18 protein-coding genes are annotated in these 25,668 nt (G+C 72.7%); 4 read left to right on the plus strand and 14 right to left on the minus strand.

The window, feature by feature from the left end:
• Positions 1–46: 46 nt before the first annotated feature.
• The 9 genes from ASE15_RS01240 to ASE15_RS01280 form a co-directional block, all read right to left on the minus strand.
• Positions 47–1,453, minus strand: a complete 1,407-nt coding sequence (locus ASE15_RS01240; protein ID WP_056645154.1) for an alkaline phosphatase family protein — start codon at positions 1,451–1,453, stop codon at positions 47–49.
• Positions 1,450–2,739 carry a metabolite traffic protein EboE gene (gene eboE / locus ASE15_RS01245; RefSeq protein ID WP_056645152.1) on the minus strand — a complete coding sequence of 430 codons (1,290 nt, stop codon included), beginning with the start codon at positions 2,737–2,739 and terminating at the stop codon, positions 1,450–1,452. The genes ASE15_RS01240 and eboE overlap by 4 nt, the downstream gene beginning before the upstream one ends.
• Positions 2,739–3,617 carry a TatD family hydrolase gene (locus ASE15_RS01250; RefSeq protein ID WP_056645150.1) on the minus strand — a complete coding sequence of 293 codons (879 nt, stop codon included), beginning with the start codon at positions 3,615–3,617 and terminating at the stop codon, positions 2,739–2,741. Before ASE15_RS01250 ends, eboE begins: the two co-directional genes overlap by 1 nt.
• Positions 3,617–4,411, minus strand: coding sequence for an EboA domain-containing protein (locus ASE15_RS01255; RefSeq protein WP_056645148.1), 795 nt, complete (start codon positions 4,409–4,411; stop codon positions 3,617–3,619). The genes ASE15_RS01250 and ASE15_RS01255 overlap by 1 nt, the downstream gene beginning before the upstream one ends.
• Entirely contained in the window at positions 4,408–5,364 is a 957-nt protein-coding gene (locus tag ASE15_RS01260; RefSeq protein WP_082618082.1) for a sugar phosphate isomerase/epimerase, read from the minus strand. Before ASE15_RS01260 ends, ASE15_RS01255 begins: the two co-directional genes overlap by 4 nt.
• Entirely contained in the window at positions 5,361–6,350 is a 990-nt protein-coding gene (locus tag ASE15_RS01265; RefSeq protein ID WP_056760662.1) for an SCO3242 family prenyltransferase, read from the minus strand. Before ASE15_RS01265 ends, ASE15_RS01260 begins: the two co-directional genes overlap by 4 nt.
• Complete coding sequence (locus tag ASE15_RS01270) at positions 6,347–7,567, minus strand: inositol-3-phosphate synthase (RefSeq protein WP_056760666.1); 1,221 nt, start codon at positions 7,565–7,567, stop codon at positions 6,347–6,349. Before ASE15_RS01270 ends, ASE15_RS01265 begins: the two co-directional genes overlap by 4 nt.
• 291 nt (positions 7,568–7,858) lie before the next feature.
• The gene (locus ASE15_RS01275) at positions 7,859–9,343 is read right to left on the minus strand and encodes a hypothetical protein (protein WP_056760668.1); all 1,485 of its coding nucleotides are present in this window, start codon (positions 9,341–9,343) and stop codon (positions 7,859–7,861) included.
• A 56-nt stretch (positions 9,344–9,399) separates the two neighbouring features.
• A complete protein-coding gene (locus ASE15_RS01280) occupies positions 9,400–9,996 on the minus strand; it encodes an RNA polymerase sigma factor (RefSeq protein ID WP_369800530.1) in 597 nt (198 codons plus the stop codon).
• A 131-nt stretch (positions 9,997–10,127) separates the two neighbouring features.
• Here ASE15_RS01280 and ASE15_RS01285 point away from each other — a divergent pair, with 131 nt between their 5' ends.
• A complete protein-coding gene (locus tag ASE15_RS01285; RefSeq protein WP_056760671.1) occupies positions 10,128–11,966 on the plus strand; it encodes a DUF4012 domain-containing protein in 1,839 nt (612 codons plus the stop codon).
• 182 nt (positions 11,967–12,148) lie between these two features.
• Positions 12,149–12,853: a hypothetical protein gene (locus tag ASE15_RS01290; RefSeq protein WP_082618083.1), complete on the plus strand. Its 705-nt coding sequence runs from the start codon at positions 12,149–12,151 to the stop codon at positions 12,851–12,853.
• Between the two features lie 79 nt (positions 12,854–12,932).
• Here the strand turns inward: ASE15_RS01290 and ASE15_RS01295 are convergent, their stop codons facing one another.
• The 4 genes from ASE15_RS01295 to ASE15_RS01310 form a co-directional block, all read right to left on the minus strand.
• Positions 12,933–13,643 (minus strand): hypothetical protein, encoded by a 711-nt coding sequence (locus ASE15_RS01295; RefSeq protein ID WP_056760677.1) that lies wholly within the window; start codon positions 13,641–13,643, stop codon positions 12,933–12,935.
• Between the two features lie 237 nt (positions 13,644–13,880).
• Positions 13,881–16,541, minus strand: a complete 2,661-nt coding sequence (locus ASE15_RS01300) for a glycosyl hydrolase family 18 protein (RefSeq protein ID WP_200960490.1) — start codon at positions 16,539–16,541, stop codon at positions 13,881–13,883.
• A gap of 263 nt (positions 16,542–16,804) precedes the next feature.
• Positions 16,805–18,757 (minus strand): glycosyl hydrolase family 18 protein, encoded by a 1,953-nt coding sequence (locus tag ASE15_RS01305; protein ID WP_082618085.1) that lies wholly within the window; start codon positions 18,755–18,757, stop codon positions 16,805–16,807.
• A 186-nt stretch (positions 18,758–18,943) separates the two neighbouring features.
• Positions 18,944–21,973: a LuxR family transcriptional regulator gene (locus ASE15_RS01310; RefSeq protein ID WP_157277090.1), complete on the minus strand. Its 3,030-nt coding sequence runs from the start codon at positions 21,971–21,973 to the stop codon at positions 18,944–18,946.
• Positions 21,974–22,435: 462 nt separating this feature from the next.
• On the opposite strand from ASE15_RS01310, the gene ASE15_RS21030 reads away from it, so the two are divergent.
• Complete coding sequence (locus tag ASE15_RS21030) at positions 22,436–22,729, plus strand: hypothetical protein (protein WP_056645133.1); 294 nt, start codon at positions 22,436–22,438, stop codon at positions 22,727–22,729.
• The gene (locus ASE15_RS01320) at positions 22,726–23,727 is read left to right on the plus strand and encodes a CorA family divalent cation transporter (RefSeq protein ID WP_056760681.1); all 1,002 of its coding nucleotides are present in this window, start codon (positions 22,726–22,728) and stop codon (positions 23,725–23,727) included. The genes ASE15_RS21030 and ASE15_RS01320 overlap by 4 nt, the downstream gene beginning before the upstream one ends.
• Before the next feature lie 183 nt (positions 23,728–23,910).
• On the opposite strand, the gene ASE15_RS01325 is transcribed toward ASE15_RS01320, so the two are convergent.
• Positions 23,911–25,470 (minus strand): glycosyl hydrolase family 18 protein, encoded by a 1,560-nt coding sequence (locus ASE15_RS01325; protein WP_235534070.1) that lies wholly within the window; start codon positions 25,468–25,470, stop codon positions 23,911–23,913.
• Positions 25,471–25,668: the final 198 nt, after the last annotated feature.

Genomic DNA, 25,668 nt, shown 5'->3' on the forward strand with positions numbered 1-25,668 from the left:
CACGCTCGTCCTGACAGCTCTGTGCCCACCAGGGGGCGACGGGCCCCTACACCTTGACGCCCAGGTTCTGCATCTCGAGCACGAGCCCCTTGATCGCCGCGGCGGGCACCTGTCCCCCGCGCTCGACCAGCGCCGCGACCGACGCCGGGATCTCGGCCTCCGAGCACAGGATGAGCGGGGTGTCGGCCGCCGAGTCGGGCAGCCGACCGTGCGTGCCGCGCACGTAGGACGCGTCGAGCGGCACGGTGCTCATGGCGTAGCGCAGCCCGACCTTCTTCTTGACGAGGTTGAGGCCGGCCTTGGCCTTGGCCAGGGGGTCGGCGGGGTCGAAGAACAGCTCGGCCGGGTCGTAGCCCGGCTTGCGGTGGATGTCGACGCCGCGTGCGTACTCGGGCGCGCGGGCGTCGTCGAGCCAGAAGTAGTAGGTGAACCAGGCGCCCGGCTCGGCGACGACCACGAGGTCGCCCGAGCGCGCGTGATCGAGCCCGTAGCGGGCCTGCGCCTCGCGGTCGAGGACCTCGTCGACGCCGGGCACGGCCCGCAGCAGGTCGGCGACGCGCGCGAGGCGCGAGAGGTCGTCGACGTAGACGTGCGCGACCTGGTGGTCGGCGACCGCGAACGCCTTGGACGTCCACGGGTCGAGCTGCTCCTTGCCGTCCTGGACGTAGACCTCGAGCAGGCCCTCGCGGCGCAGGATGCGGTTGAGGTGCACGGGCCGGTTCGCCTCGGCGATGCCGTACTCGGAGACCACGACGACCGCGATCCCGTTGTTGGCCGCGTCGTCGAGCAGCGGGGCCAGGACCGTGTCGAGCTCGGCGGCCGCGGCGTCGGCCTCGGGTGAGTCGGGGCCGAACCGCTGCAGGTCGTAGTCGAGGTGCGGCACGTAGGCCATGGTCAGCTCGGGCGAGTGCGTGCGCAGGACGTGGCGGGTCGCGTCGACGATCCAGGCCGAGGACGCGATCGCGGCGGTCGGGCCCCAGTAGGTGAACAGGGGGAACTCGCCGAAGCGGCCCGTGAGCTCGTCGTGCAGCGCGGGCGGGCGGATGTACGCGTCGGGCGACTTGCGCCCGTCGGCGTGGTAGATCGGCCGAGGGGTCACGGTCACGTCGGTCGTGGCGCCCATGGCGTACCACCAGCAGACGTTCGCGGTCCGGTGGTCGGGGTTCGAGCGGCGTGCGGCCTCCCAGATCTTCTCGCCCTCGACGAGCTTGTTGTGCTGGCGCCACAAGAACACCTCGCCGAGCTCGCGGAAGTACCAGCCGTTGCCCACGGCTCCGTGCTGGGCGGGCGCGAGGCCCGTCATCATGGTCGCCTGCACGCTGCACGTGACCGCGGGCAGCACGGTCGCGAGCTGGGTCTGCCAGCCGCCCGCGGCCATCTGGCGCAGGCGGGGCATGTGGGCGAGGGCCTTCTCGGTGAGCCCGACGACGTCGAGCAGCAGCACGGGCTTCATGCGGGGACTCCTGAGGGTGCGGGGATGGTCACGGTCTCCACGGGGCCGGGGGCAGCACCGGGGGTGAGCAGATGGTCGGTGGCCCAGCGCAGCTCGGCGGCGATGCCTCCCACGAGCGGTTCGACGGCCCCGGCAGAACCGAACGCCGGCGAGTCGGGCGGCAGCACGGCCCACGTGTAGGTCTCGACGTCGAGGTGCGCCTCGTCGCCGTGGGGCGCTGCGCGCACGGCCTCGACGGCCTCGCGCAGCACGTCGGTCGTCGCGGTCAGGGGTGCGGCGGGCTCGTGGTGCAGGGGCACGTGGAAGTGCACGCGCCAGGGGCCGTCCCCCGGCAGCCCGGGCACCGCGTCACCGTCGCCCAGCGCATCGGGCAGGTCGTCGACGGGCAGGACGTCGCCGCTCGGGGCGAGCTCGCGCACCTGGTGGATGTAGCGCTTCTCGACGAACTGCCCGACGGCGTCCCGCGCCTCGGGTGCCGACGGCTCGGCCACGTGGAGCGCGGCCGAGGCCTGCACCTTGACCACCCGCAGCCCGGCCCCCGTGATCCGCGCGACGGCCCCGGCCGGGTCGGCGAACGAGACCGCGAGGTGGCACGTGTCGAGGCAGACCCCGACGAACGCGGGGTCGATGCCCCCGACACGCCCCGGGCGCTCCGGGCGCTCCGCCTCGGCCTCGCCCGCCCCGCCGGTACGTGCCTCGAGCCAGGTCACGACGTCCTCGACCGTGTCGAGCACGCAGCCGGGCTCGGGCTCGACCGCGACGCGCACGACCTTGCCCGTGCGGGCCGCGAGGTCGCGCAGCCCGTCGGAGAGCTCCTCGAACGCCCGGGTCGCGATCGCGTCCTGCGCGGGCGACCAGGGCTCCCCGCCCGGCTCGCGCCACGCGAGCGGGAGCGTCGAGATGGACCCGTCCACGCCGTCGGGCAGGAGGGCCGCGAGGACCTCGGCGCACTCGAGGGTGTAGGCGAGCCGCTCGGGGTCGGCCCACGTGGGCGAGTAGACCGCGAGCTTGACGACGTCGTCGTGGAACCCGCCGTAGGGGAACGCGTTGAGCGTGTGCACCTGCAGCCCGTGCTCGTCGAGCGCGGCCCGCAGCCGGGCCATGTCGTCGGCCGCGCGCGGCGAGGCCGAGAGCCGGTGCGCGAGCGAGGCAGGCAGCCACAGCCCGACCCCGAGCACGTCGAGCCCTGCGGCCTCGCGCACGGGCCCGGCGTACCGGGCGAGCTGCTCGACCACCCCGTCGAGGTCCTCGGCGGGGTGGACGTTGGTGCAGTAGGACAGCAGCATCAGACCCGTGCCCCGCGCAGCACCGAGCTGCCCTCGAAGCTCGCGCTCGCCGCGGGCGCCTCGCCCTCGACGAAACCGGGCACGGGGTCGAGCAGCAGGTTGCCGGACTGCCCGTAGAACTCGACGGGGTTGCGCCACAGGACCTTGTCGACCTCGTCGTCGGTGAACCCGGCCGCGAGCATGGCGCGCCCGGTCTTGAGCGTCTTGAGGGGGTCGGAGCGCCCCCAGTCGGCGGCCGAGTTCACCAGGACCCGCTCGGTGCCGTGCTCGAGCAGGATCGAGACCATGCGGTGCTCGTCCATCTTGGTGTCGGGGTAGACCGAGAACCCCATCCACGCCCCGGCGTCCTTGACGAGCGCGACGTTGGTCTCGTTGAGGTGGTCGACCACGACCATCCCGGGGGCGATCCCCGACTCGCGCACCACGTCGAGCGTGCGGTGGGTCCCGACGAGCTTGTCGCGGTGCGGGGTGTGGACCATGACCGGAAGGGCCGCGTCGATCGCCATGGCGAGCTGACGCGTGAACGCCTCGTCCTCGGCGGGGGTCATGGAGTCGTAGCCGACCTCGCCGACCGCGACCACGCCGTCCTTGTCGAGGTAGCGCGGGATCTCGTCGAGCACCTCGGTGCAGCGCGGGTCGTTCGCCTCCTTGGGGTTGAGGGCGATCGTCGCGTGGTGGCGGATCCCGAACTGCGTGGCCCGGAACCGCTCCCAGCCGAGCAGCGCGTCGAAGTAGTCGACGAACGACCCGACGGTCGTGCGGGGCTGGCCGAGCCAGAACGCGGGCTCGACGACGGCGCGCACGCCCGCGGCGTACATGACCTCGTAGTCGTCGGTCGTGCGCGAGGTCATGTGGATGTGGGGGTCGAAGATGCGCATCAGGCGTCCTTGCTGTGGTTCGCGTGAGAGGTCGTGGGCACGGTGGGCAGGGTGGGGGCGCCGGTCCTGTTGGGCGCCTCGGGTGCGATGCGGGCGACGTCGTCGGGCACGACGCGCCCCGCGGCCCGACGCTCGGCTGCGAAGTCGCGCGCCATGCGCGCGAGCTCGTCGTCCGCGCGCTCGTCGAGCGCGGCGACCGCGTCGAGGCTCACGCCCATGAAGACGAGCTTGAGGACCGCGTGGCGCCAGGCGTGGTCGTCGAGGTGCGCGGCCGCGAACGGCCCGACCGCGGCGGCCACGAGGCTCTGGTCGTTGGCGCGCAGGGCGTCGGCCGCGAGCGCTGTCCCGGCGCAGACCACGGCGGGCGCCAGGGCGCCGTCGGGCTGCCCGGCCAGCGTGAGGGCGTCGAGCCCGCGCAGCACGCCGCGCCGCTCGGGCGTGTCCCCGCGCTGGTAGGTCTCGGTCAGGCGCGCCGCGAGCGACTCGCCGTCGGCGGGCAGGGCGTCCGCGAGCGCCACGACCAGGCGGGCGCGCGCGGCGTCGTCGAGCGTCCCGTGCAGGACCCCGGCGGGGTCCAGGTCGGGGTCGAGGGACGTGCGTCCCACGGCCCGCCCGGCCCGTGCCAGGTGCCCGACGGCGGAGCCCGGGTCCGCGGCGATCTCGCCGCAGGCCGTGGCCAGCCAGGCGGCCTGCTCGTCGGTGAGCAGGCCCACGAGGGCGTCGGGGTGACCGGCTGCGGGCGGGCCCGCCGTCGCTGTGGCGCCCGGTGCGGCGGTCAGGTCGGGGGTGGTCATCGGAGTGCCTCCTGGGGTGCGGATGCGGTGGTCGTCGGAGAGGTCTGGTCGGTCGCGCTCCACGCGGCCCAGGCCTCGGTCATCGCGGTCATGCTGCGGTGCGCGAGCCCGGGGGCGTCGTACGAGTGGCGGGGCAGCTCGACGGCTGCGACGCCCGTGTAGCCGATCTCGCCGAGCGTGCCGAGGGCGAGCGACAGGTCGAGCTCTCCGTCCCCGAACGGCAGGTGCTCGTGCGCGGTGTGCCGCATGTCGTCGACCTGCACGTTGAGCAGGTGCGGCGCCGCGGCGAGCAGCGCGCCGCGCACGCCGTCGGGCTCGACGACCACGCAGTGCCCCAGGTCGACCGTGAGGCCCAGCTCGGCGGGCGACCCGACGTCCTCGCGCAGCCGCAGGGCGTCTCCCACGGTCTCGACGAGCATCCCGGGCTCGGGCTCGAGCGCGATCCGGACCCCGTGCTCGCGGGCGTGGGCCACGACGCGCGGCACCCGGGCGAGCAGGCGCTCCCAGCCGGCCTCCGCCGTCGTGCCCGCGGGCAGGACCCCCGAGAAGAACGACACGCACTCGGCGCGCAGGCCCGCCGCGACCTCGACCGCACGGCACAGGAAGCGGACCCGGACGTCCGCGAGATCCTCGTCGGGATCGAGGAACGTCGGGTGGTGCTTGCGGAACGGGTCGAGCAGGAAGCGCGTGCCCGTCTCGACGACCACGCGCATGCCCAGGTCGTCGAGACGCTCGCGCAGCCGGGCGACCTGCGCGTCGGCATCGTCCGCGAACGGGTCCAGGTGCGGGTGCCCGAGCGTCAGCGCCACGGCGCCGTAGCCCTCGTGCGCGAGCACGTCGAGCGTGACGTCGAGCGGGTGGTCGGTGAAGCCGTTGGTGCCGTACCCGAGGGTGAACGGTGGTGCACCAGCGCTGGTGGAGCGGCTGGTGGAGCGGCTGGTCGGCGAGCTCATGACTCGCTCAGTCCCGGGTTCGGGCTCGTGCTGCGCCGGCTCCTGGCGCGCAGCGCGCGACCCACGACCTCGACCGCGGCGAGGACCGCGACCGAGCCCAGGCTCCCGCCCCGAGCGGCGAGCGCCGCCTGGAGCGGCACCATCGAGCGGATGCCCGCCTTCGTCGCCGCGAACGCGTTCGCGGCGTCGGGCGCGCCGACCGCCTGCGCCTGCTGCGGCAGGCACGAGGCCGCGTAGACCCCGGCCGACGCGAGCGCGGCGAGCGCCGGGACGACGGCGCGTGCACGCCGTCCCGCACCGGACCGCCCGAGGGCTGGCTCCGCCGTCGGGCCGGAGCGCAGCGACCGCAGCGCGCCGACCGCCACCGCCCCCGCGACTCCGACCGTCCCCGCGGCCACGGCCGCCGCGAGGGGCGGCGTCGTGCCGTGGACCTCACCGCGCGAGAGGACCGTCACGCCCGCGGTGTGCACCGTGAGCGCGGCCGCGGCCGGGAGCGCGGCGCGGACCCTCCCGGCGCCCGCGCCCATGAGGACGTCGAGGCCGCGGCAGGCCGCCATGACGACCGGACCGGACGCGTGGTTCTTCGCGACCAGGTCGTACGTCCACACGCTCGCGGCCAGCGGGACCGCGAGGGCGAACGACCTCCGTCCTCCCCCGGCCGCCGCGAGCGTCAGACCCGCGGCCGTGAGGCCCGTCGCGACGCCGAGCGCCTGGGCCGGCGAGACGCGCCCCGAGGGCAGCGGGCGCTCGGGGCGCTCGACCGCGTCGAGCTTGCGGTCCGCGTAGTCGTTGAGCGCCATCCCGCCCGCGTACAGGCAGGCCGAGGACAGCGGCAGCAGCGCGAGCCGCCACGCCCGCACGTCCCCGGCACGCACCGTGCGTGCCGAGCCCAGCCGCCCACCCGCGGCCGCCCCGGCCAGGGTGTCCCCCACCACGGACAGGACCGCAGGAGCACGGACCAGGTCGAGGTAGTCGCGCAGCGTCACGGCTCGTCGACCCCTGCCTGAACTGCGTCCGCCTGCGCGCTCGTCCGGTGCGCCCACACACCCAGCACGCGGGACTGCTCGGCGAACGAGTGCACGTCCGAGCCCCACGGGTCCTTGAAGAAGAAGCCCATCTCCGGCACGGGGCCGGACAGGCCCGCAGCGTCGGCGAGCGCCAGGAGACGCGCCAGGTCCAGGACGAGGGGCGCCGCGAGCATCGAGTCGTACGCGCTCCACGTCGTCTGGAGCGTCAGGCGCGAGCCCAGGAAGCCCTCGACGTGGATGTGGTCCCACGCGACCTTGATGTCGCCGAGGTCCGGGACGTTGTCGATGTGCAGCGGGGTGACCGTGCTGCCCGTCAGGTCCTGCAGGCCGCGGTTCTTCGACACGAGCTTGCTCTGGACCGCGTGCGGGTCCGCGAGCGTCGCACCGTCACCGCCGCCCAGCAGGTTCGAGCCCGCCCAGGACAGTACCCGCAGGCCGCGGGCCGTGATGGCCGGGGCCAGGACCGAGCGCAGCCACGTCTGCCCGGTCTTGCCGTCCTGGCCCGCGAACGGCACGCCACGCTCGGCCGCGAGCGCGTGCAGCGCGGGCAGGTTCATGCTCGCCGAGGGCGTGAAGCCCGCGTAGGGGGCTCCCGCGAGGAGCGCCGCGTACGCGTTGACCGAGCTCGCGGGCAGGACCTCGCGCTCGGGGTCCTCCAGGGCCGCGCGCAGCAGGTCCAGGTCCTCGAGCTCGGGGGCCGGGGCCGGGAGCGGCTCGGTCGAGGCGAGGTCGACGACCACGACGCGGGCCAGGCCGTGGCGCTCGCGGAAGTCGACGATGTCGGCTGCGAGCGCCTCGGCCGCAGCGGCCTGGGAGCCCGAGCGGTGGGCCGCGTCGTAGCCGGGGCGGATGTCCGCGTCGACCGCGTCGAGCTGGGGACGCACCGCCTCGAGGAGGCGGTAGGGGATCATGCCGGCCTCGACGAGCTGCTCGGCCTTCTTGCCGAGGGGCGTGTCGCTGATGTCGTGGCCACCCACCACGAGGTCCGCGAAGGCCGGCAGGGCGACGTCGTCGAGCGGGGCCTGCGCGGTGACGCAGCCGGTGGGGGCGGAGAGCCCCGAGGCGATCGCTGCCAGGCCGAGGGTCGCGGTCGTGGCGACCGACCCGCGGGCCCCGACGAACCAGATGCCGGTGCGGCCGTGGTTCCACGTCGACTGGTGGGCTGAAAGGTGCATCGTCGCTCCTGGTCCCGTCGACCCCGGGGACCGGGGTCGATGTGGCGAGCCGAGGGCCTCGTCGCCCCCGACGGGCCTGCGAGCCCGGAGGTGGGCGCACTCTCGCTGCTGCGCGACGTGCTCCTGCTGTCCGGGCCGAGGCCGTGGCCTGACCCTAACCCCCCTTTTGTCGATGGTCAATCAAAAGCCGGAGGGTTCTGCCGTGGAGTCTTGGAAATGGCGGCAAAAGAAAGGTGCCGGGAGCAACGCTCTCGCGTCACCCCCGGCACCCGGGTGCGTCACCCCCGGCGGTCAGCCCACCGGCGCGAAGTCCAGCTCGTCGTCCGTCACCGCGACGACCGACCACGCGTTGCCCTCGGCGTCGCTCAGCTCGTACGACGGGACCAGCACCGCGCCGCCGTCGTTCTGGTAGTGCACGGCCCAGCCGAGGCGGGCCTCGGTGATCGTCACGTCGCTCACGGGCCAGGAGATCGCAGCCCCTTCGCCGGCCGTCGGGGGCACCGTCGGCTCGGTCGGCTCGACGGGTGCCACGGCCGAGTCCTCCATCATGACGCCGACCTGCCCGCCGCGGGCGTACGCGATCATCCCGGAGCCCGCGAACCGCGGGTCGCCCAGTCGCTCGACCGCCGCGGTCGGGCTGACGACCGTGTAGTCGCCGATCGAGACCGTGGGAGCGAGCGACCCGTAGAGGGACGAGAGCCCGGCCCCCGAGTACGTGAGGTTCCACGCGAGCCCCGTGCGCTGCCCCTCGACGACCTGCGCCGCGGTCACCGACACGGCCCGGCCCTCCTCGTCGAACGAGTCGGTCGTGAGCTCGTAGCCCGCCGGGTCGACCCCGAGCGAGGTGAGGACGTCCCTCGCGGCCCCGATCGCCGCGTCGGCCGCGGGCGCCTTGCCCAGGTCCGCCTGGCCGCAGCCGGCCTGGGGATCGACCTGCATCTCCTCGGTGCTCGGCGAGTCCGACCCCACGGCCGGGTCCACGAGCACGCAGCCCCAGGGGTCCTTGGTCGGGTCGTTGAACGACACGCTCGCCTGACCGTCGGGCTGGAGCGTGACCCCGGGCCCGGTGCCGTCGTCCGCCCCGACGACCCACGCCCCGTACTCCTGGCGCGGCTCGCCCGTGACACCCAGCGCGGCGGCGACCCTGGCCGCGGACTCGGCCGAGAACACGCCGGCCGCGTCGAGGGCCCACGCGGGGGCCGAGCCGCCGTCCGTCCCGAGCCCCGACGCGGTGAACACCGTGCGGCCACCGAACCCGCCGAACCCGAGGCCGCTCATCTTGCTGTCGGCCGCAGTGCTCGACGCCGCGCCCTGCTCGGTCGCGGGCGCCTGCAGGGTGATCGGCGCGTCCGCGGTCGAGGCCGTGGAGTCCGAGGCGCCCGGACCCGCGCTCCCCAGGGCGTACCCGCCCACGCCGAACGCGAGGACGCCGGCGACCGCGGCAGCGGCCGTGAGCGGGAAGCGGCGCCGCCGCCGCGCGCGGTGCACGGCCAGCTCGTCCGGCAGGTCGGCGTCGGCCGTCGTGCCCCCCGCGTGCAGCGTGCCGCCGCTCGACGACGGCACGCCCGTCCCCGCGTCCGCCGCCCGGGCCGCGGCCTCGCTCGCGCCCGAGGCGCCGAACGTGCCGGACAGGTGTGCACGGACCGTCTCGTCCTTGGCCGCGATGGCCCCCAGGTCGGGGGTCGCCGTCGCGGCCGGGTCGGCGTCGCGCACGCGCTCGTACGCCTCGTCGCGGGGCTCGGGGGCCGGTCCAGGGGTGCGGTCGTCGGTGCTCATCGGGAGCCTCCAGCTCGTCGATCCGGGGGCCCGGATCCTCTACCCCGTCTGTGTCGTCAGCGCTCCGGGTCTTGCACCGGGCGAAGAGTCGGCGTCGCCGTCCGGGCACGGACCTGCGCGACCGGCACCTCGCCCGTGTCGCCTGCCCGGGCCTGCGCGGCCCAGGCCTCACGCAGGCGCGACCTGGCCCGCGACAGCGCCGCGTCGGCGCCGCCCCGACTCACCCCGAGGACCGCGGCGAGCTCGTCGCCGGTGACGCCGTCCCAGGCGTTGAGGAGCAGGATGCGCCGGTCACGGGGCGAGAGCACGCCGAGCACCCGACGGACGTGGTCGTCACCGAGCGCGAGCGACATCGGGTCGACGTCGTCGGGCTCCTCGGGGACGTCGGCTACGAGGACCGGACGCATCTTGCGCCGGTGGTTCGCGAGGACGAACCCGGCGGTGCGGTAGAGCCACGGGAGCTCGGCGTCCTCAGGGAGGTCTGCCCGACGGCGCCACGCGGTCGCGAAGACCTCGGCCGTCAGGTCCTCGGCGTCCGGTCCGGCCCCTCCTCCCTGGGCGGGCAGGCGGCGACGGAAGTACCGGTACACCGCCGTCGTGTGCGCGGTGAACAGCGCCTCGAACCAGGCGTCGTCGCGGGGCGGGGGCGTCACAGGGGCTCCAGGTGGGATCGCCGGCATCATCACCCTCCCTGTGTCGCGGCGGAGCGACTCCTTGCACCACGAGGTGGTTCGTGTTCCGCCGTACCACGTGCCCACCACGATCATGCCTCTACCCTGGGGGCATGAGCGCCCCCGACGCCGCCGTCCCGACGCCGCAGCCCGCCGATCGTCCGACGAAGCGCAAGGGGCGCACGGCAGGGTGGGTGATCCTCTTCCTGTTCCTCCTGCTCGTCGCGTTCCTCGTGTGCGCCGGCCTCCTGGCGCGCGACGCGCTCGCGGCCCGCTCCTCGCTCACCGAGGCGATCGAGAAGGTCCCGACGGTCGAGGAGGCACTGCGCTCGGGGGACGGCGCCGCAGCCGAGGCCGCCCTCGCCGAGGTCCAGCCCCTCACCGCGGACGCACGCAGCAGCACGGACGGCCCGCTGTGGTGGCTCGCGGGGCGCGCCCCGCTCTTCGGCGCCGACGTCCGCGCCTTCTCGACCGCCGCCTGGGCGCTCGACGAGATCACCCAGGACGTGCTCCCGCCGCTCGCGGCCGCCGCGGCCACGGTGTCCGAGGGCGGGGTCCAGGTGCACGACGGCACGGTCGACCTCGCGCCGCTGACCTCGGCCGCCCCGCAGATAGAGTCCGCGGCGGGCACCATGTCCACGGTCGTGGACCGGGTCGACGCGCTCGACGTCGCCGACCTGCACGACGAGCTCGCCGGGCCCGTGGGCGACCTCCAGGACAAGGTCGGCACGCTCGACGGACTCGTCACGAGCGCGCACCGCACCACGACGCTCCTGCCCGCGATGCTCGGCGCCGAGGGGCCGCGGACCTACCTCGTCATGGCCCTCAACAGCGCCGAGCTGCGCTCGCCGGGCGGCATCCCGGGCGCGTTCGCCGTGATCGGTACCGAGAACGGGACCATCACGCTCGGCGGACAGGCCTCGACCAGCGCTGTGGGCCCGTTCCCCGGGGGCATCCGTCCGCTGGCTCCGGCCGACGAGGAGCTCTTCGGCCCGAACATGGCTGTCTACGTCCAGGACACCGTCTTCACGCCCGACTTCCCGACAGCGGCTCCGTTGGCCGCCGCGATGTGGGAGGCCTCGCAGGGGCAGGTGGTCGACGGCGTCCTCACGCTCGACCCTGTCGCCCTGTCCTACCTGCTCGAGGCGACCGGACCGGTGGACGTCGCCGGGACCACCATCGACGCGGGGAACGCCGTCTCGACCCTCCTCTCGGACGCCTACGCGGAGCTCGAGCCGGGCGAGGAGACCGACGCGTTCTTCGCCGACGTCGCCTCCACCGTCCTCTCGGCAGCGCTGTCCGGCGGCACCGACCCCGCAAGCCTGCTGGACGCGGTCCGCCGCGCGACCAGCGAGCACCGCGTCCTCGTCTGGTCGAGCCACGAGGACGAACAGGTCCTTCTCAGCGACACCGTGATCTCCGGCGACATCTCGTCGTCCGATCGCGCAGCGGACACGATCGGTGTCTTCCTCAACGACGCGACCGCGGGAAAGATGGACTACTACCTCGACGCGACCGTCGAGCACGTGGCCAGCGAGTGCTCCGCTTCCGGACGTACGGACACCTTCCGCGTGGACCTCACGTCCAACGCCCCCGCCGACGCCGCGACCGACCTGCCCTGGTACGTGACCGGCGGCGGTATCTCCGGCACACCTCCGGGAAACATCCGAACCGACCTGTTCCTCTACCCACCGCGCGGGGGGCGCATCGTGAACACGACCGCCGACGGGACACTGACCGGCAGCAAGGTCGTGGAGAGTCACGGCCGCGCCGTCGCGACGCTGCCGCGCGAGCTCTCTCCGGGACAGAGCACGAGCGTCACGTTCACGGTCACGAGCGACGGGACAGGTGGCACGAGCAGCTCGTCGGACACCCGACAGGTCGACCTCTGGTCGACCCCGACCATCCACCACGGCGGTCTCACCACGATCGAGGTGCCGGTCTGCGGATGACCGGCGGGGATGTCACGGCGGAGCAACAATTCCCCGAGGATTGATTTTCACCCGGACACCCGTCCATCTGGCGCCGGATAGTGGATACCCTGACAAGTCAGGGTCCATTGTCGGTACGACGCGCACCAGAGCTTTGACCCTCCCATTCATCGACCGCCACGAACAAGACTGGTGATGACGCCATGAGCACATCAAGGACCACACTCTGGGCGCGAGGACTCGTCGTCGCAGGGCTCGTGGGTGCGACGGCTCTCGTCGGCCCCGCGGCGAACGCTTCCCTCGAGACCCCCGACACCGGCGACTACGTCGAGACGACACCACCCCCGACGATCGAGCTCACGGTTCTCCAGCCCGTGTGCGACGGCGACGTGCCTTATCTCGTGTACGACGTCGACGTGACGGGCACGCCGAACGAGACCGTCACCATCACGTGGCTCAACCCGTCGGGCGAGAACGTCGTCCAGGCCGGGCTGCCCCTCTCCGGGCGTGTCCTGTGGCCCGGGGCCACCGTGAACTCCGCCGGCGAGCCCACGGGATGGCCGGGATGGGTGTTCGAGGACGGTGAATGGGTCGAGGGCGGCAGCTTCGGCTGGGTCCGCCCCACGGTCGACGTCCTGTTCCAGGTCAACCCTGAGACCACGGTCTCCGTGGCCTACCCGCCGTCCAGCCCGAACTGCAACACGAACCCGCCGGGCAAGACGACGCCTCCCCCGGGAACCACCGTCGACGGGAAGGTCACGACCGTGGCCAACGTCTCGGACTCCCAGGGTGGCCTTGCGGAGACCGGTGCCACGGTCGGCAAGTTCGTCGGCATCGGCGCAGCCCTCCTGCTCGTCGGAGGCGGACTCGTGCTCGTCGCCCGGCGCGGTCGCAAGGGCAACGCCTGACGAACCCCGCAGAGCACGAAGGCCCCCGGTGATCATCACCGGGGGCCTTCGTACGTGCAACGACCAGGGCTGGCCTCGGCTAGGCCGAAGCGGTCGCCCAGGTGCCCGCGTAGAGGCGCGACTCGAGGCCCTCGAAGGCCCAACGGTCCGCGATCAGCGTGGGACCGTTGGGCGACTCCGGGATGAACCACTGCAGCTGCTCGACCGTCATCTGCTCGGCGCCGGTCGCGTCGACGCAGCTGAGGTCGAAGCGCGTCAGCGTGCCCTTGGCGCCGTCGATCTCGACGTCGAGCGTGCTGGTCTCCGTCGACGCCCCCACCTCGAGCTTGCCGGGGCCCGGGCAGAACGCCCCCTCGGGGACGTAGGCCTGCGTCGTGTCGATCTCACCGACCGCGTCGCCGCTGAGGACGTCGAAGCTCGGGCACGCCTCACCCTCGGGGCAGCCCCCAGCACGCACCTGGGTCAACCCCTCCGAGGGCTGCACAATCGACCAGTAGTCGGCGGCGAAGAGCGCGAGCGGGCCCACGTCCACGGTGTTCGTGTGCTGGCCCTCGTGCTCGTCGTGGTTCTCGGCGGCAGCAGGACCAGAACCCGAAGGGTCCGTGTCCGCGGTGGCCTTGTCGGACGAGCCACCGGTGCAGGCCGACGCGAGGAGCCCTACCCCCAGGACGACCCCCGCGATCGGGACGAGGCGCGCACGGCCGGTGCGACGTCGTCGGGCGGGCCGGGCAACCGCCGCGACGGCGGCCTCAGGTGCGGCCGGAAGAAGAATCGGCTGGAGCTTGTGCACGGAGGTACTGCCTCACTCATGTAGGTCGGCCCCGGCGTGACCCACTGGGGAGAGTCGCGCCGGGGCCTCGGACGATTTCACGCTACTGATGCCGGGCCGGGACGGAGATGAGGGAATCCCACATCCTTGCCGGCGGGGTACGGGGAAACCCGTACCCCGGTCGTCGCCCCCGCGGTCGGACGGGCTGGTCAGAGTCCCTGCCCGACCGGCCGCGGGGTCGACGACGTGCTCAGAGGGTCAGCACGCGCCGCTGTCGGCCCAGGCACCCCACTGCTGGGAGCCCGGAGCCTCGCCCTGGGTCCAGTACTTCGCCGTCCACGTGCGACCGGAGTGGCTGACCACCTTGCCCCCCGTGTACGTCTCGGTCGCGGACCAGGCGGGCGCGAGGCACGTCCCCGTCCCGCCGGTCGAGCCACCCGTCGTACCACCGGTGGTGCCGCCGGTGCTGCCACCGGTCGAGCCACCCGTGGTGCCGCCGGTGGGCTCGACGACCGTGACGCCCCGCGGGTAGTCGTACGTCGTCGAGTACGACACGCCGCCGATCGTGACGATCACGTTGGAGAACTGCGCGATTGGCATGGTCCACTTCAGCTGGTTCGTGATGCTGCCGCCCGCGGGGATCCCGCCGAGGGGCACCGTGAACTGCGCGGTGTGGAAGTCGCCCTTGAGCCCACCGACGTTCGGCCCCGTGTGCCCCTTCGTGACCGTCGCGGTCTTCATGCCGGACCAGTCGCTCATCTCGCCCGTGTCGGTCGTCCCGTACTGGAACGAGATGGTCGCCCCCGCGGGGATGTCGGTCTTCGACCTGTTGGTGAAGACGACCTTCGGGTTGATCGGGTAGTTGCTGTCCCCGAGCGCGAACTGCGTGTAGTCGATGCTCATGTCGATCGCCTGCTTCGGCATGACGCGGTCGGCGTTGGCCTTGGTGGCCCCGTAGGCGGTCGTGGCGCTCAGCCTCGAGTGCATGAGGTCGACCATGGTCTGGCCGATCTCGTACTGTCCCTTGGCCGAGTTGTAGCCGTAGTCGCCTGCGAGCTCCCAGATCATGATGCCGCCGAGGCCCGTGTCCGCGACGTAGTCGGCCTTCGCGCCGATGGCCTGCGTCGTGTCACCCGAGAGGAAGACCTTCTTGCTCGCGTTCCACCACCACTCGTTCTTGGTCACCGGGTCGAAGTGGTGCACGTACGAGCCCGTGACCGCCGTCGGGACCTTGTAGGAAGCCGCGTAGTCGCCCGCGATGCCCTTCTGGAGGTTGAGCGCGTGCCAGATCGGGTTCACGCCGGCCGGGACCGCGTTGCCCATGGGGTCGGAGTCGAACCAGAGGTTGTCGACGCCCTCGGCCCCGTAGCCGCACTTGCCGTTGGTGCCCGCCGGGCACGAGAACCCTGCCGGTGGGACCGCCTTGCCACCCATGCCGTCGACGCCGCCCTGGACGCCCTGGAAGCCACGGGTGTAGAAGCCGACGCCGAGGTTGACCCGGCCCGCGGGCATCGCGCCGCGGAAGTAGTGCGCGGCCCAGTCACCGTTGAGGTAGCCCATGCCCTGGTACGCCGTGTAGACGCCCGCGGCCGTGAGCTCGGGGTCCTTGCCGTCGTCGAACAGCGGCGAGTTGCCGCCGACGTGCTCGTTCCACGCACCGTGCAGGTCGTAGGACATGAGGTTGACGTAGTCGAGGTACTGGACGACCTGGTAGGCCTCCATGCCGCGCAGCAGCCAACCCGACGACGGCGTCGCGGTCGTCAGCATGTAGTACTCGCCGTCCTCGGCCCCCGCCTTGTCGAGCTTCTCGCGCAGCGTCTTGAGCAGGTTCACGTAGCCCTGGAAGTGCTGGCCGCGCTTGGCGTCCGAGAACGCGAAGTCGTCCGGGTTGCCGGCGCCCTTGTTGGACGTGGGGTACTCGTAGTCGATGTCGATGCCGTCGAACCCGTACTGACGGATGAACGCGACCGTCGAGTCCGCGAACGTGTCGATCTTCGCCTGGGACTCGGTCATGGTGTAAAAACCACCGGATGCGACGCGCTTGCCGTCGGCGTCGAAGTAGCCACCCGTCTCGGCCCAGCCGCCGACGGCGGGGATCACCTTGACGCCCGGGTTCGCCTTCTTGTACTTGGCGAGCAGGTTGAAGTGCCCCTGGTACGACAGGCTCGGGTCCATCTCCGCACCGGCGACGCCCGGCCATGTCATGCCCGTCGCCGGGTTGCCTGCTGCCTGCGCGTTGACCGAGATCTTGTTGTCCGCGCCCACGTGGGCGAACGCGTAGTTGATGTGCGAGAGCTTGTTCCAGGGGATGTCGCTCGCGAGGTAGCGGGGCTGCCCGTTGGCGCCCGTGCGCCAGCTCGAGAAGTAGCCGATCACACGGCGGTCGAGCCCGTTGGGGAGCTTCTCCCGGCCGTCGGCGTCGTAGACGTCGCAGTAGGGCACGTCGACGCCAGGGGTCTTGTACATGCCGTCGGGACGGCACGCCTCGTGGCCCGTCGCCGGGGTCCCGGGCGGTGTGGTCGTCCCCGTGGGGTCCGGCGTACCGGTGGGGTCCGGGGTGCCGGTCGGGTCCGGGGTGCCGGTCGGGTCCGGGGTGCCGGTCGGGTCCGGGGTGCCGGTCGGGTCCGGGGTGCCGGTCGGGTCCGGGGTGCCGCACGCACCCTGGGACTCCCAGGGGCTCGTCGTCTCGGTGCCCGGGACGTTGCCCTGCGTCCACCACTTCGCGCGGTAGTTCACGCCGCCGTACGACGCGGTCGCGGACCCGGTGTAGGTGGCCGTCGAGGACCACGCCGGCGCGCAGGCGGTGGCCGCGGTCGAGGACGTGGCGGTGGCCGTGACGACCATCGTCGCGAGCAACGCTGCCGTCGTCGCGAGGGCCGCGCCGACCCGGGCGCGGTGCCCGGTGAGTTTCACGTGCATGAATCTGCCTTCGTTGTGCGGAGCGCGACACACGGTGTGCATGAAGCGCAGAGGGCCGCAGAGCGTCGCCCTGCGGGAGGAGAGGGCCGAACCCGGAGCCGGTCGAGCGCGAGGAGCTGTCCTCGCGCGACGGACCCCGGGCCCGGCAGCGGAGGTACCGCTCCGTGGTACCCACCGATGACGGAGCCTCGTCCGGCGTCGGTCGTCGGCGGGGGTCGGGGTGAGCCGGGGGCGGGGCGGGGTTGCCCGCCCCCGGCTCGGCTTCAGCAAGCGCCGAGCGCCTGCCACGGGCCGTACTGCTCGGCTCCGGGGACGTTGTTCTGCGTCCACCACTTGGCCGTGTACTTCTGGCCCGCGTGCGAGACGGTCGCGCCGCCGGAGTAGGTCGCAGAGGCGGACCAGGCCGGGGCGGTGCACGTCCCCGTGCCCGTCGTGCCGCCGGTGCTACCTGTGGTGCCGCCGGTCGTGCCACCCGTCGGGTCGGTCGTGCCGCACGCGGCGACGAGCTCCCAGGGGCTCCCGGCCGTGCCGGGGGTCTCGTTCAGGGTCCACCACTTGGCCTTGTAGTTCTTGCCGTTGTGAGAGACCGTCGCGCCGCCGTTGTAGGGGCTGCTCGCGGACCAGGCCGGCGCGCACGCCGTCCCCGTCCCGCCGGTCGGGTCCGTCCCGGTCGGGTCGGTGCCCGTCGGGTCCGTCCCGGTCGGGTCGGTGCCCGTCGGGTCGGTGCCCGTCGGGTCCGTCCCGGTCGGGTCGGTGCCCGTCGGGTCACCACCGGTCGAGCCGCCCGTGACCGGTCCTGCCGGGGCTGCACGGAACTTCGTCGCGAGCCCCTTGAGCAGCGAGCCGTCCTGGTTGCCCGTGAGGTCCCACCACATGGCCCCGCCGAGCTTCTTGGTGGCGATGTAGTCGCCCTTCACACCGACGGACCTCGGGTCGTCGAAGCTCCACCACTGATTGCCGTCGTACCGCCAGGAGGCCACGGACACCGGGTCGAAGTACCCCGTGCCGAGGTTCTTCAGCTTGTCGTAGTCCTCGTTGCCGGCCTCCCACGTGCCGGGCCCCGCGTCGGTCGCGACGCCCCAGGGCGCCGACGACGTCGCGCCCTTCCAGCCACGCCCGTACATCGCGAGGCCCACCGTGAGCTGCTTGGCCGGCACGCCGTTGTCGAGGTACGCCTTGACGGCCTTGTCGACGCTGTACCGCTTGTTCGCTGGGCGCGTGTCGGTCGGGTCGTCGTACAGGTTGCCCTGGTGGCCCGTGAGGGTCTTGTTCCAGGCGCCGTGCAGGTCGTAGCCCTGGATGTTCCCGAAGTCGAGGTACTGGTAGTTCTCCGGGTCGTTCCACCCGCCGGACGCGATGTCGTCGGGGTTGGCCGGGAGGAACGCGCTGAGCTGGTAGTGCTTGCCCGTCGTGGCGCCGTAGGCGTCGAGCTGGGTGCGGAACTCCTTGAGGAGCGCCTTGAAGTTCGCCTTGTCGCCCGCGACGTCGACGATGTTGCCGACCTCCCCGTTGAGCGAGCCGGGCCACTCCCAGTCGATGTCGAAGCCGTCGAACACGCCTGCCGCCGCACCGGGGCCGCCGCGACCGTCGACGACGGGCAGGTTGCCCTTGAGGTACAGGTCGATGCACGAGGACACGAGCTTCTTGCGGCTCGCGTCGGTCGCGGCAGCCTTGGAGAAGTTCTTGGACCAGGTCCAGCCGCCGATCGAGAGCATGGCCTTGAGCTGCGGGTTCTTGGCCTTGAGCTGCTTGATCTGGTTGAACGAGCCGGCGAGCGGCTGGTCCCAGGCGTCGGCCACGCCTGCGACCGAGTTGGCCGCGGTGTAGCCCATGCCGTAGTCGGCCCACGCGTCGCCCGCGCCGTCGGACCCGTTGGGGCCGGTCCCCTGGGCCTTGTTGGCCTCGAAGCACGTGAGGGTCTGGTGGTGGATGTTGCCGAACGCGTAGTTGAGGTGCGTCAGGTCGGCGGCGGCGCCGGAGTCCTGGAGCTCCTTCATCTTGAAGTCACGCCCGTACACACCCCACTGGGTGAAGTACGCGACGTTGCGGTAGCCGTTGATCGCGCTGTCGCCCGAGGTGGCGGTCGTGGTGGCTGCGGGGAGGGGGGCGGCGGTCGCGGCGACGGTGCCGGCGACCAGGGACGCGGCGAGCATGGCCGTCGCGGTCAGTCCCGCGGCCACCTTCCTCGCGCGGCCTCGTGGGGTTCTCAGTCGCATGTGTCTGCCTCACTGGGTGGGGGCTCTGTGCCCGGTGACCCCGGACGTCGTTGCCCAGGAACACCCCGACCCTAGGGAGCGCGCATGCCCTCGTGAATCAGCGTTTCCCACATTGTTCACCTCGCGTACATACACGAGGCCGCGTAGGTGTTCCCCCGTACGTACTGCCCGCAGACGTACGTGTCCTCAGCGTCCGACGCGGTGCGCGAGCACCGCGAGCTCGACCCGTGAGCGCACCCCGAGCTTGCGGAAGACGCGTCCCAGGTGCACCTCGACCGTCCGGACGGAGAGATAGAGCTGGTCCGCCGCCTCACGGTTGGAGCCGCCCTGCACGACGAGGAGCGCCACGTCGAGCTCCCGCTCGGTCAGCTCGTCGGACCATCGCCCGCGCAGCTCGTCGAGCGCGTCGTCGGACACGTCGCTCTCGCGTGCGGCGAGCCGTGGCCTCCCCAGGCCCGACGACGTCGCTCCCGTCCCGGTCCCGGCTCCCCCGGGGGCGCCGGGACCGCCGGGCGGGGCCGCGGTGACCCGGGCGCCGGGCGTCGCGAGCCCGTCGTCGAGGAGCGCGAGGACCCGGCCCAGCTCCTCCTGCGCCTGCCGTGCCCACGCCCGGGCGCCCGACTGCGTGAGGAGCTCGACCGCCGAGAGCAGGTGCTCGTGCGCGGCAGGCAGGTCCCCCCACCGGGTGAGGGCGCGTCCCAGGCACAGCTCGGTGCGACCGTGCTCGAACGGTGACGCGATGCCGCGACCCGCCGACGCGACCGCGTCGCGCAGCACGACCGCGTCCTCCGAGCGCGCCAGGGCGATCTCCGCGCGGGCGAGCGTCGCGACCCGGTTCGCCGGGGAGAGGTCCTTGGCCTCGACCCTGCGCCGGGCCAGGGCGCGCTCGGCCGCGTCGGGCCGTCCCGCGAGCACCCACGCCTCGACGTCGTCCATGCCCGGCAAGTGCAGCATGTGCGCGCAGTCGCGCCGGTCGGTCTCCGCAGCGAGCTCGAGCAGGGTCGCCGCCTGGGTGTGGTGCCGCGCGAACGACGCCCCGATGGCCCGGTCGACCAGGAGGCCGAGCCGGACCGGGCGCGACGTCGGGCACGAGCACGTCTCCTCGAGCGCCGTCGCGAGCGTCCCGACGCTCCCGTGGACCGCCATGTCGAGGCGCCGTGCGACCGCGACCCCGGTCCCCGCGAACGGCAGACCGACCGGGAGCCGGAAGGCCGCCTCCTCGAGCTCGCGGCGCGCCTTGGTGATGTTCCCCGACCAGAAGTGGACCAGGACCTGAGCGAGACGCAGGTGCGCCTCGACGTACGGGGTCACGGCCCCCGACGGGGTGTCGAACCATCGGCCCCCGGAGTGCACCGGGGCGAGGTTCGCGACCGCGCTCGCGAGCGCCTGGCCCGCGACGTCGAGCGCGTCCTCGTCGGCGAGCGAGAAGGCGCGGCTGACCTGGGAGTAGGCCTCCTGCTCCGCGGTGAGGCCCGAGCCCGGAGCGCACGGCCCCTCGCCGCGCTCCCCGACCCCGTAGTTCGCGAGCCAGGCCCGGGTGATGTCCAGTCCCCCGACGCCCTGCGTACAGCGTCGGGCCAGGCGCTTGGCCGCGTCGAACGCCTGTGCGGCTGCGACGCCGTCACCACGTTCGGCGTGCAGCGTCGCGGCGCTCGTCAGCCCCCGCACGACGTCCCCGATCTCACAGCTCCCTGCGGCCTCGCGCGGGTTCCCGTCCCGGTCGACGCAGCACGTGCACGCGTCGTCGGTGTCGGCGAGCGCGAGGTAGGGCGCGATCACGTCGTCGGGCACCTGCCCCTGGACGTGCGTGAGCGCGACGACCAGCGGGCCGAGGATCCGGGCCGCGCTCACGGTCCCGTCGCAGCGGGCGGCCCGTCGCAGCCAGTCCGCGGCGTCGTGCACGTGCCCGGACTGGAGCGCCGCGGTGCCCGCGAGGACGTACGCCTCCCCGCGCTCGTGCCCCGTGGCCTGGCTGGCGGCCTCGCGCGCCACCTCGTGCGCCCAGACGACGTCACCCCGGTCGAGCAGCCGCTGCGCGAGGGACACCAGGCCGGGGACCAGCGCGGCGTCCCCCGCGAGGGTCGCGAGCGCCGTGTGCCAGGTCGCGATGTCCTGCTCGTCGACCGCGGTGTGGACCGTGGCCAGGCGCAGGTGCGCAGCGGTCTTGTCCGCGAGCCGGGCCTCGCCGTGCACGAGCGACCGGACGCGGGGGTCCGTGAACGCGAACCTCCCCGAGACCAGCGACAGGTGCCCCGAGAGGGGACCGTCCAGGACCTCCTCGATGCTCAGGCCCGAGGCAGCGAGGAGGATGTCGGTGCGCTCGACGACCGCGACGGCCGCGATCAGCAGCGCCCGCAGCTCCTCGGGCGCGAGCTCGGCGAGCCGGTCGCCGAGCAGTCTGCGCACCGCGGGGACCGGCGGCAACGGGTCCGGCAGGATCGCGGTCCCCGCGAGCTGCTCGGTCGAGAGCGTCCGGGCGGTCTGCGAGATCGCCGCAGCGTTCCCCGCGAGGTGCCGCGACAGCCTCGCGGCGACGTGCGGGGCCACGGAGAGCCGCTCCTCGACGAGGAGGAGGTGCAGGGCCTCGGCGGGCCCGAGCGGCGCGAGCTCGCGCACCTCGACCGGGTACGGCAGCGGGCGCTCGAACCCGCCCGGGACCGACGTCGCGAGCAGCACGAGCGAGGCGCGACGCTGGGCCACGAGCCCCAGGATCACGGCCCGGCTGATCTCGTCGACGAGGTGGAGGTCGTCGGCGAGCAGCACGACCGTCCGGTCCGGGACCGCTTCCTCGAGGTACTCGGCGAGCGCCACGGCGCCGACCTCCGGGAGATACCCGTACTCGGGGTCCGCGACGTCGAGCGGGCGCACCAGGCGGTCGGGGACGTCGTGCCCCGTCGCCTGGGCCAGCTGGGAGACGATCGACCGCACCGCTCCCCCCGAACGCTGGGGACCGACGCTCTGCGCGACCCGCAGGACGAGGGGCGCATGGGGGCCCCGCGTCTCGTGGAGCGCCTCGTGGACGAGCTCGAGCGTGGTGCTCGCTCCCATGCCGGGCTCGCCCGACCACACGAAGGCGCCGCGGCCGTCCGCGACGGCGGCCAACGCGAGATCGATCTCCGCCCTGCGCGAGGAGAGCCGCTCAGGCCGGTGCTCGGCGGCCGCGCGGGACGTGCGTCCCTGCTCTGAGGTCAGGAAGTCTTGCTGGCTGGCTGGCATGTCAGACCCTCCCGTCCGGGGCAACGATGGCCGGACGACTCTCAGGAATGTTAACAACCCGACGTAAAGCCAGGCATCCTGTGCTGTTACCCGTGCGTATCCTCGACGGTTTCCCCCGTGGTGGCTTGCCGCCACCTGAGACCAGGTCTAGGGTGACCTCGTCCCTCCGTCCTGACCGCCGAAAGCTCGGTACCTCAGTACGTGCACGGAACCAGAAGCAGATGAGAAGGAGGTGAGAGCGATGCAGGACGGCAGCAGTCATAGATCCCCGCACTGCGCGTTCGCACCCCTTCGTCCTGCCCGCTGACCTTCGTCAGCCCTTCCGGCGGGCCCTCCGGGGGCGGTCGCCAGTGCGCTCCGTGCACCGTTTCCCCCGCCGTTCCTCGACCCCGCGCTCCGGCGCGCCGTCGGGCCCGGCGTCCGGTCGGCACCGTCGAGAGCACGGCGCCGGGAAGGACCAGCATGTCGACGACGACCCACCTCAGCACTGCACGCCCCGCCACGCTCAGCGGTCGCGTGCCGCACCCTCGTGCAGGACGCGGCGACCCCGCACCCGCCCGACCCAACCTCGAACGACAGTCGATCACCTTCACGATCGGCCTCTACCTGTTCATCTGCACGGCCCTGCTCGGGACCCACCTCGTGGCCTCCCGTGCGGACGCGGCTCCCGAGGCCCCCACCACCGCAGTGACCTCGACCACCGGACCCGGCGCGACGTCGTCGGGCCGCGGGACCGTGCAGGAGGTGACCCCGTGACCACCACGCCGCCCACCCTGCTCGAGGCCCCCGGCACGCACGGGGCCCCGCTCACGCCGACCACGCGCCCCTCCCCCGCCCCGGGACAGCGTTTCGACCCCCGTACGCTGCGCCGCCACTGGCTCCAGGTCGCGTCCCAGGACCCCGCCGCGCTCGAGCACGCCTGCGACGAGGGGGTCGACTTCGCGGTCGCCGGCGGGCGGGTCTGGGAGACCGACGAGCACGTGTACCTGCCCGTCGTCGCGACGTACCGGCAGGGGGAACGGATCGCCCGCGAGACGCTCGTGTTCGCGCTGTCCCCCGACCGCGTCGCGACCCTGCAACCCACGAGGCACTACCCGATCTTCGACAAGGCCATCGCGCGGATGCGGCGCACGCCGCGGCTCGTCCAGTCGTCCTACGGCGTCATGTACGCCCTCGTGTACGCGCTGAACGAGGCCGCCGAGCGCGTCATCCACCACGCGAGCGACCTGCTCGAGGAGATGTCGGACCAGATCGAGGAGGCCACGCTGGGCTACGACCGACGCGGGCGGGAGATCGGCGTGACCGACATGCAGGGCACCATCTCGCGCATGAACCGGGCCGAGGAGATCGTCTCCAGCACGCAGGAGTCGCAGCTCTCGCTCGCGCGCGCCGCGCGGCACCTGCGCAGCGAGATCGCCGACACGGACCCCGTGCTCGCCGGGCTCGTCGAGACCCTCATCGCGGACATCGACGGCGTCAAGGAGCACGCGAGCTTCGAGCACGACAAGGTCCGCTACCTGCAGCAGGCGATCATGACCTCGCTCGACGTCAAGCAGAACCAGATCGTCAAGGTCTTCACGATCATCACGGCCGTGTTCCTGCCCCCGACGCTCATCACGTCGTTCTACGGCATGAACTTCACGCGCATGCCCGAGCTCGAGTGGGACCTCGGCTTCCCGTGGATCGTGCTCGTGACCCTCGTCGCGGCCGTGATCCCGCTCGTCTACATCAAGCGGCGAGGCTGGCTGCGCTGACCGCTCGCACCCTGCACGTACCCAGGCACGCCGCGCGTGGGTCCCTGTGCGGCCGGGCGGCCCGGGTGTCTGCACCGGACCCGGGCTGCCGGGCTCGGCACGTCCGGACGCGCCGACGCCGTCGGGACCATGACAGGCAGGTCATGGTCCCGACGGCGTCGGGTGCGCAGGGCTCGCGTCAGGTCAGACGCACGCGCCGACCACGCGCCACGGGCTCCAGTACGTCTCGGTGCCCGGAGCGTTGGTGTGGACCCACCAGTTCGCCTGGTAGTTGACGCCCTCGTGCGACGTCACGTCGCCCGCGGTGTAGGTGGCCGCCGCGCTCCACGCGGGGAAGCAGCCGCCGGCGGCCCCGGAGTCGACCGGGCCCGTCGGCGACGCACGGTAGACGTCCGCCGCGGTGCCGACCAGCTCGTCCTCGTAGTCGCCCGCGAGGTCCCACCACATCGAGCCGCCGAGGCCCTTCTCCGCGACCCACTTCGCCTTGAACTCGACCGCGCGCGGGGTGTCGACGGACCACCACTCGTTGCCGTCGTAGCGCCACGACGAACCCGTCGCCTCGTCGAAGTACTCGGTGCCCAGGTCACGCAGCTCGAAGTACTGCTTGTTGCCGGCCTCGAACGTGCCGGGGGCCACGCCCGTGGCGTACTGCCAGGCGCCGCTCGTGCCGCCGTCCTCGACGCCGGTCCAGCCGCGCCCGAACGCCGGGATGCCCACCGTGATCTGCTGCGGGTCGACGCCACGGCTCAGGTACACGTCCACACCCTGCTCGACCGAGATGTCCCCCGAGAACGTCGGGTCGTCGTGCAGGTTGGACTGGTGCCCGGCCAGGTTCGGGGACCATCCGCCGTGCAGGTCGTAGCCCTGGATGTTGCCGTAGTCGAGCGACTCGAAGATCGCCGGGGCGTCCCAGCCCGCGTTGATGACCGTCGGGTTCACGGGGATGTACGCCGAGAGGAGGTACTCCTCGCCCTGCGACGCGCCGTACTCGTCGAGCTGCTTGCGGAACTCGGCGAGCAGCGCCGTGAAGTTCGCCTTGTCGTTGACTGGGTCGATGTGGTTCTCGGGGTGCTGCGACCAGTCCGGTGCTCCGGGCCACTCCCAGTCGATGTCGATCCCGTCGAAGACGCCCGCAGCGGCAGCCGGGCCGCCGCGACCGTCGATCACGGGCAGGTTGCCCTTGAGGTACAGGTCGATGCACGAGGACACGAGCTTCTCGCGCGACTCGGGAGTCGCGGCAGCCTTCGAGAAGAACTTGGACCAGGTCCAGCCACCGATCGACACGAGCACCTTGGTGTCGGGGTTCTGCTCCTTGAGCTTGCGGAGCTGGTTGAAGTTCCCGGCGAGGGCCTGGTCGGACGTGTCCGCCACCCCGTCGATCGAGTCCTCGGCACTGACCGCCTCGACGAAGTCTGCGCCCGCGACACCCGCACCGTCGTTGCCGCCCACCTCGGGCGTGCCCACCTTGTCGGAGATGAAGCACGAGAGGTCGGTCGGGTGGATGTTCCCGAACGCGTAGTTGACGTGCGTGATCTGGTCGGCCTGGCCGGACTCCTGGAAGTCCTTGACCGTGTAGCCGTAGTTCTCGGGCGCCCACGACATGAAGTAGCCGACGTTGCGGTAGCCGTTGATGTCGTTCTCGCCGTTGGGGCTGGCTGCCGCGGGGGCAGCGGGAGCTGCCGTCGCGCTGCCCGCCGCGACCAGGCCGGTCGCCACGAGCGCGAGCGTCGTCGCGGACACCACGGCGCCGACCGCGCGGCGGCGCGCCCGTGAAGGAGTGGTTCGAGTTGCGTGCAAAGGGAGGCCTCTTCGTCTTCCGTGCTGCTGGCCCCGGTCCGTTCCGGAGCCCCAGATGCTGAACTCCTCGAACCTAACCAGGCTCGTGCACGAAAGATGTACGGGTGTTCCACATGGTTCACAGCGGTCACATAAGGGATTTCC

This window comes from Oerskovia sp. Root22, from assembly GCF_001429135.1.
Lineage (GTDB): Bacteria > Actinomycetota > Actinomycetes > Actinomycetales > Cellulomonadaceae > Oerskovia > Oerskovia enterophila.

Coding starts and splice junctions, on each gene's coding strand:
- ASE15_RS01240 (WP_056645154.1), bottom strand. CDS start 1,453: ATGAAGCCCGTGCTGCTGCTCGACGTCGTCGGGCTCACCGAGAAGGCC.
- eboE (WP_056645152.1), bottom strand. CDS start 2,739: ATGCTGCTGTCCTACTGCACCAACGTCCACCCCGCCGAGGACCTCGAC.
- ASE15_RS01250 (WP_056645150.1), bottom strand. CDS start 3,617: ATGCGCATCTTCGACCCCCACATCCACATGACCTCGCGCACGACCGAC.
- ASE15_RS01255 (WP_056645148.1), bottom strand. CDS start 4,411: ATGACCACCCCCGACCTGACCGCCGCACCGGGCGCCACAGCGACGGCG.
- ASE15_RS01260 (WP_082618082.1), bottom strand. CDS start 5,364: ATGAGCTCGCCGACCAGCCGCTCCACCAGCCGCTCCACCAGCGCTGGT.
- ASE15_RS01270 (WP_056760666.1), bottom strand. CDS start 7,567: ATGCACCTTTCAGCCCACCAGTCGACGTGGAACCACGGCCGCACCGGC.
- ASE15_RS01275 (WP_056760668.1), bottom strand. CDS start 9,343: ATGAGCACCGACGACCGCACCCCTGGACCGGCCCCCGAGCCCCGCGAC.
- ASE15_RS01285 (WP_056760671.1), top strand. CDS start 10,128: ATGAGCGCCCCCGACGCCGCCGTCCCGACGCCGCAGCCCGCCGATCGT.
- ASE15_RS01290 (WP_082618083.1), top strand. CDS start 12,149: ATGAGCACATCAAGGACCACACTCTGGGCGCGAGGACTCGTCGTCGCA.
- ASE15_RS01300 (WP_200960490.1), bottom strand. CDS start 16,541: ATGCACGTGAAACTCACCGGGCACCGCGCCCGGGTCGGCGCGGCCCTC.
- ASE15_RS01305 (WP_082618085.1), bottom strand. CDS start 18,757: ATGCGACTGAGAACCCCACGAGGCCGCGCGAGGAAGGTGGCCGCGGGA.
- ASE15_RS01310 (WP_157277090.1), bottom strand. CDS start 21,973: ATGCCAGCCAGCCAGCAAGACTTCCTGACCTCAGAGCAGGGACGCACG.
- ASE15_RS21030 (WP_056645133.1), top strand. CDS start 22,436: ATGTCGACGACGACCCACCTCAGCACTGCACGCCCCGCCACGCTCAGC.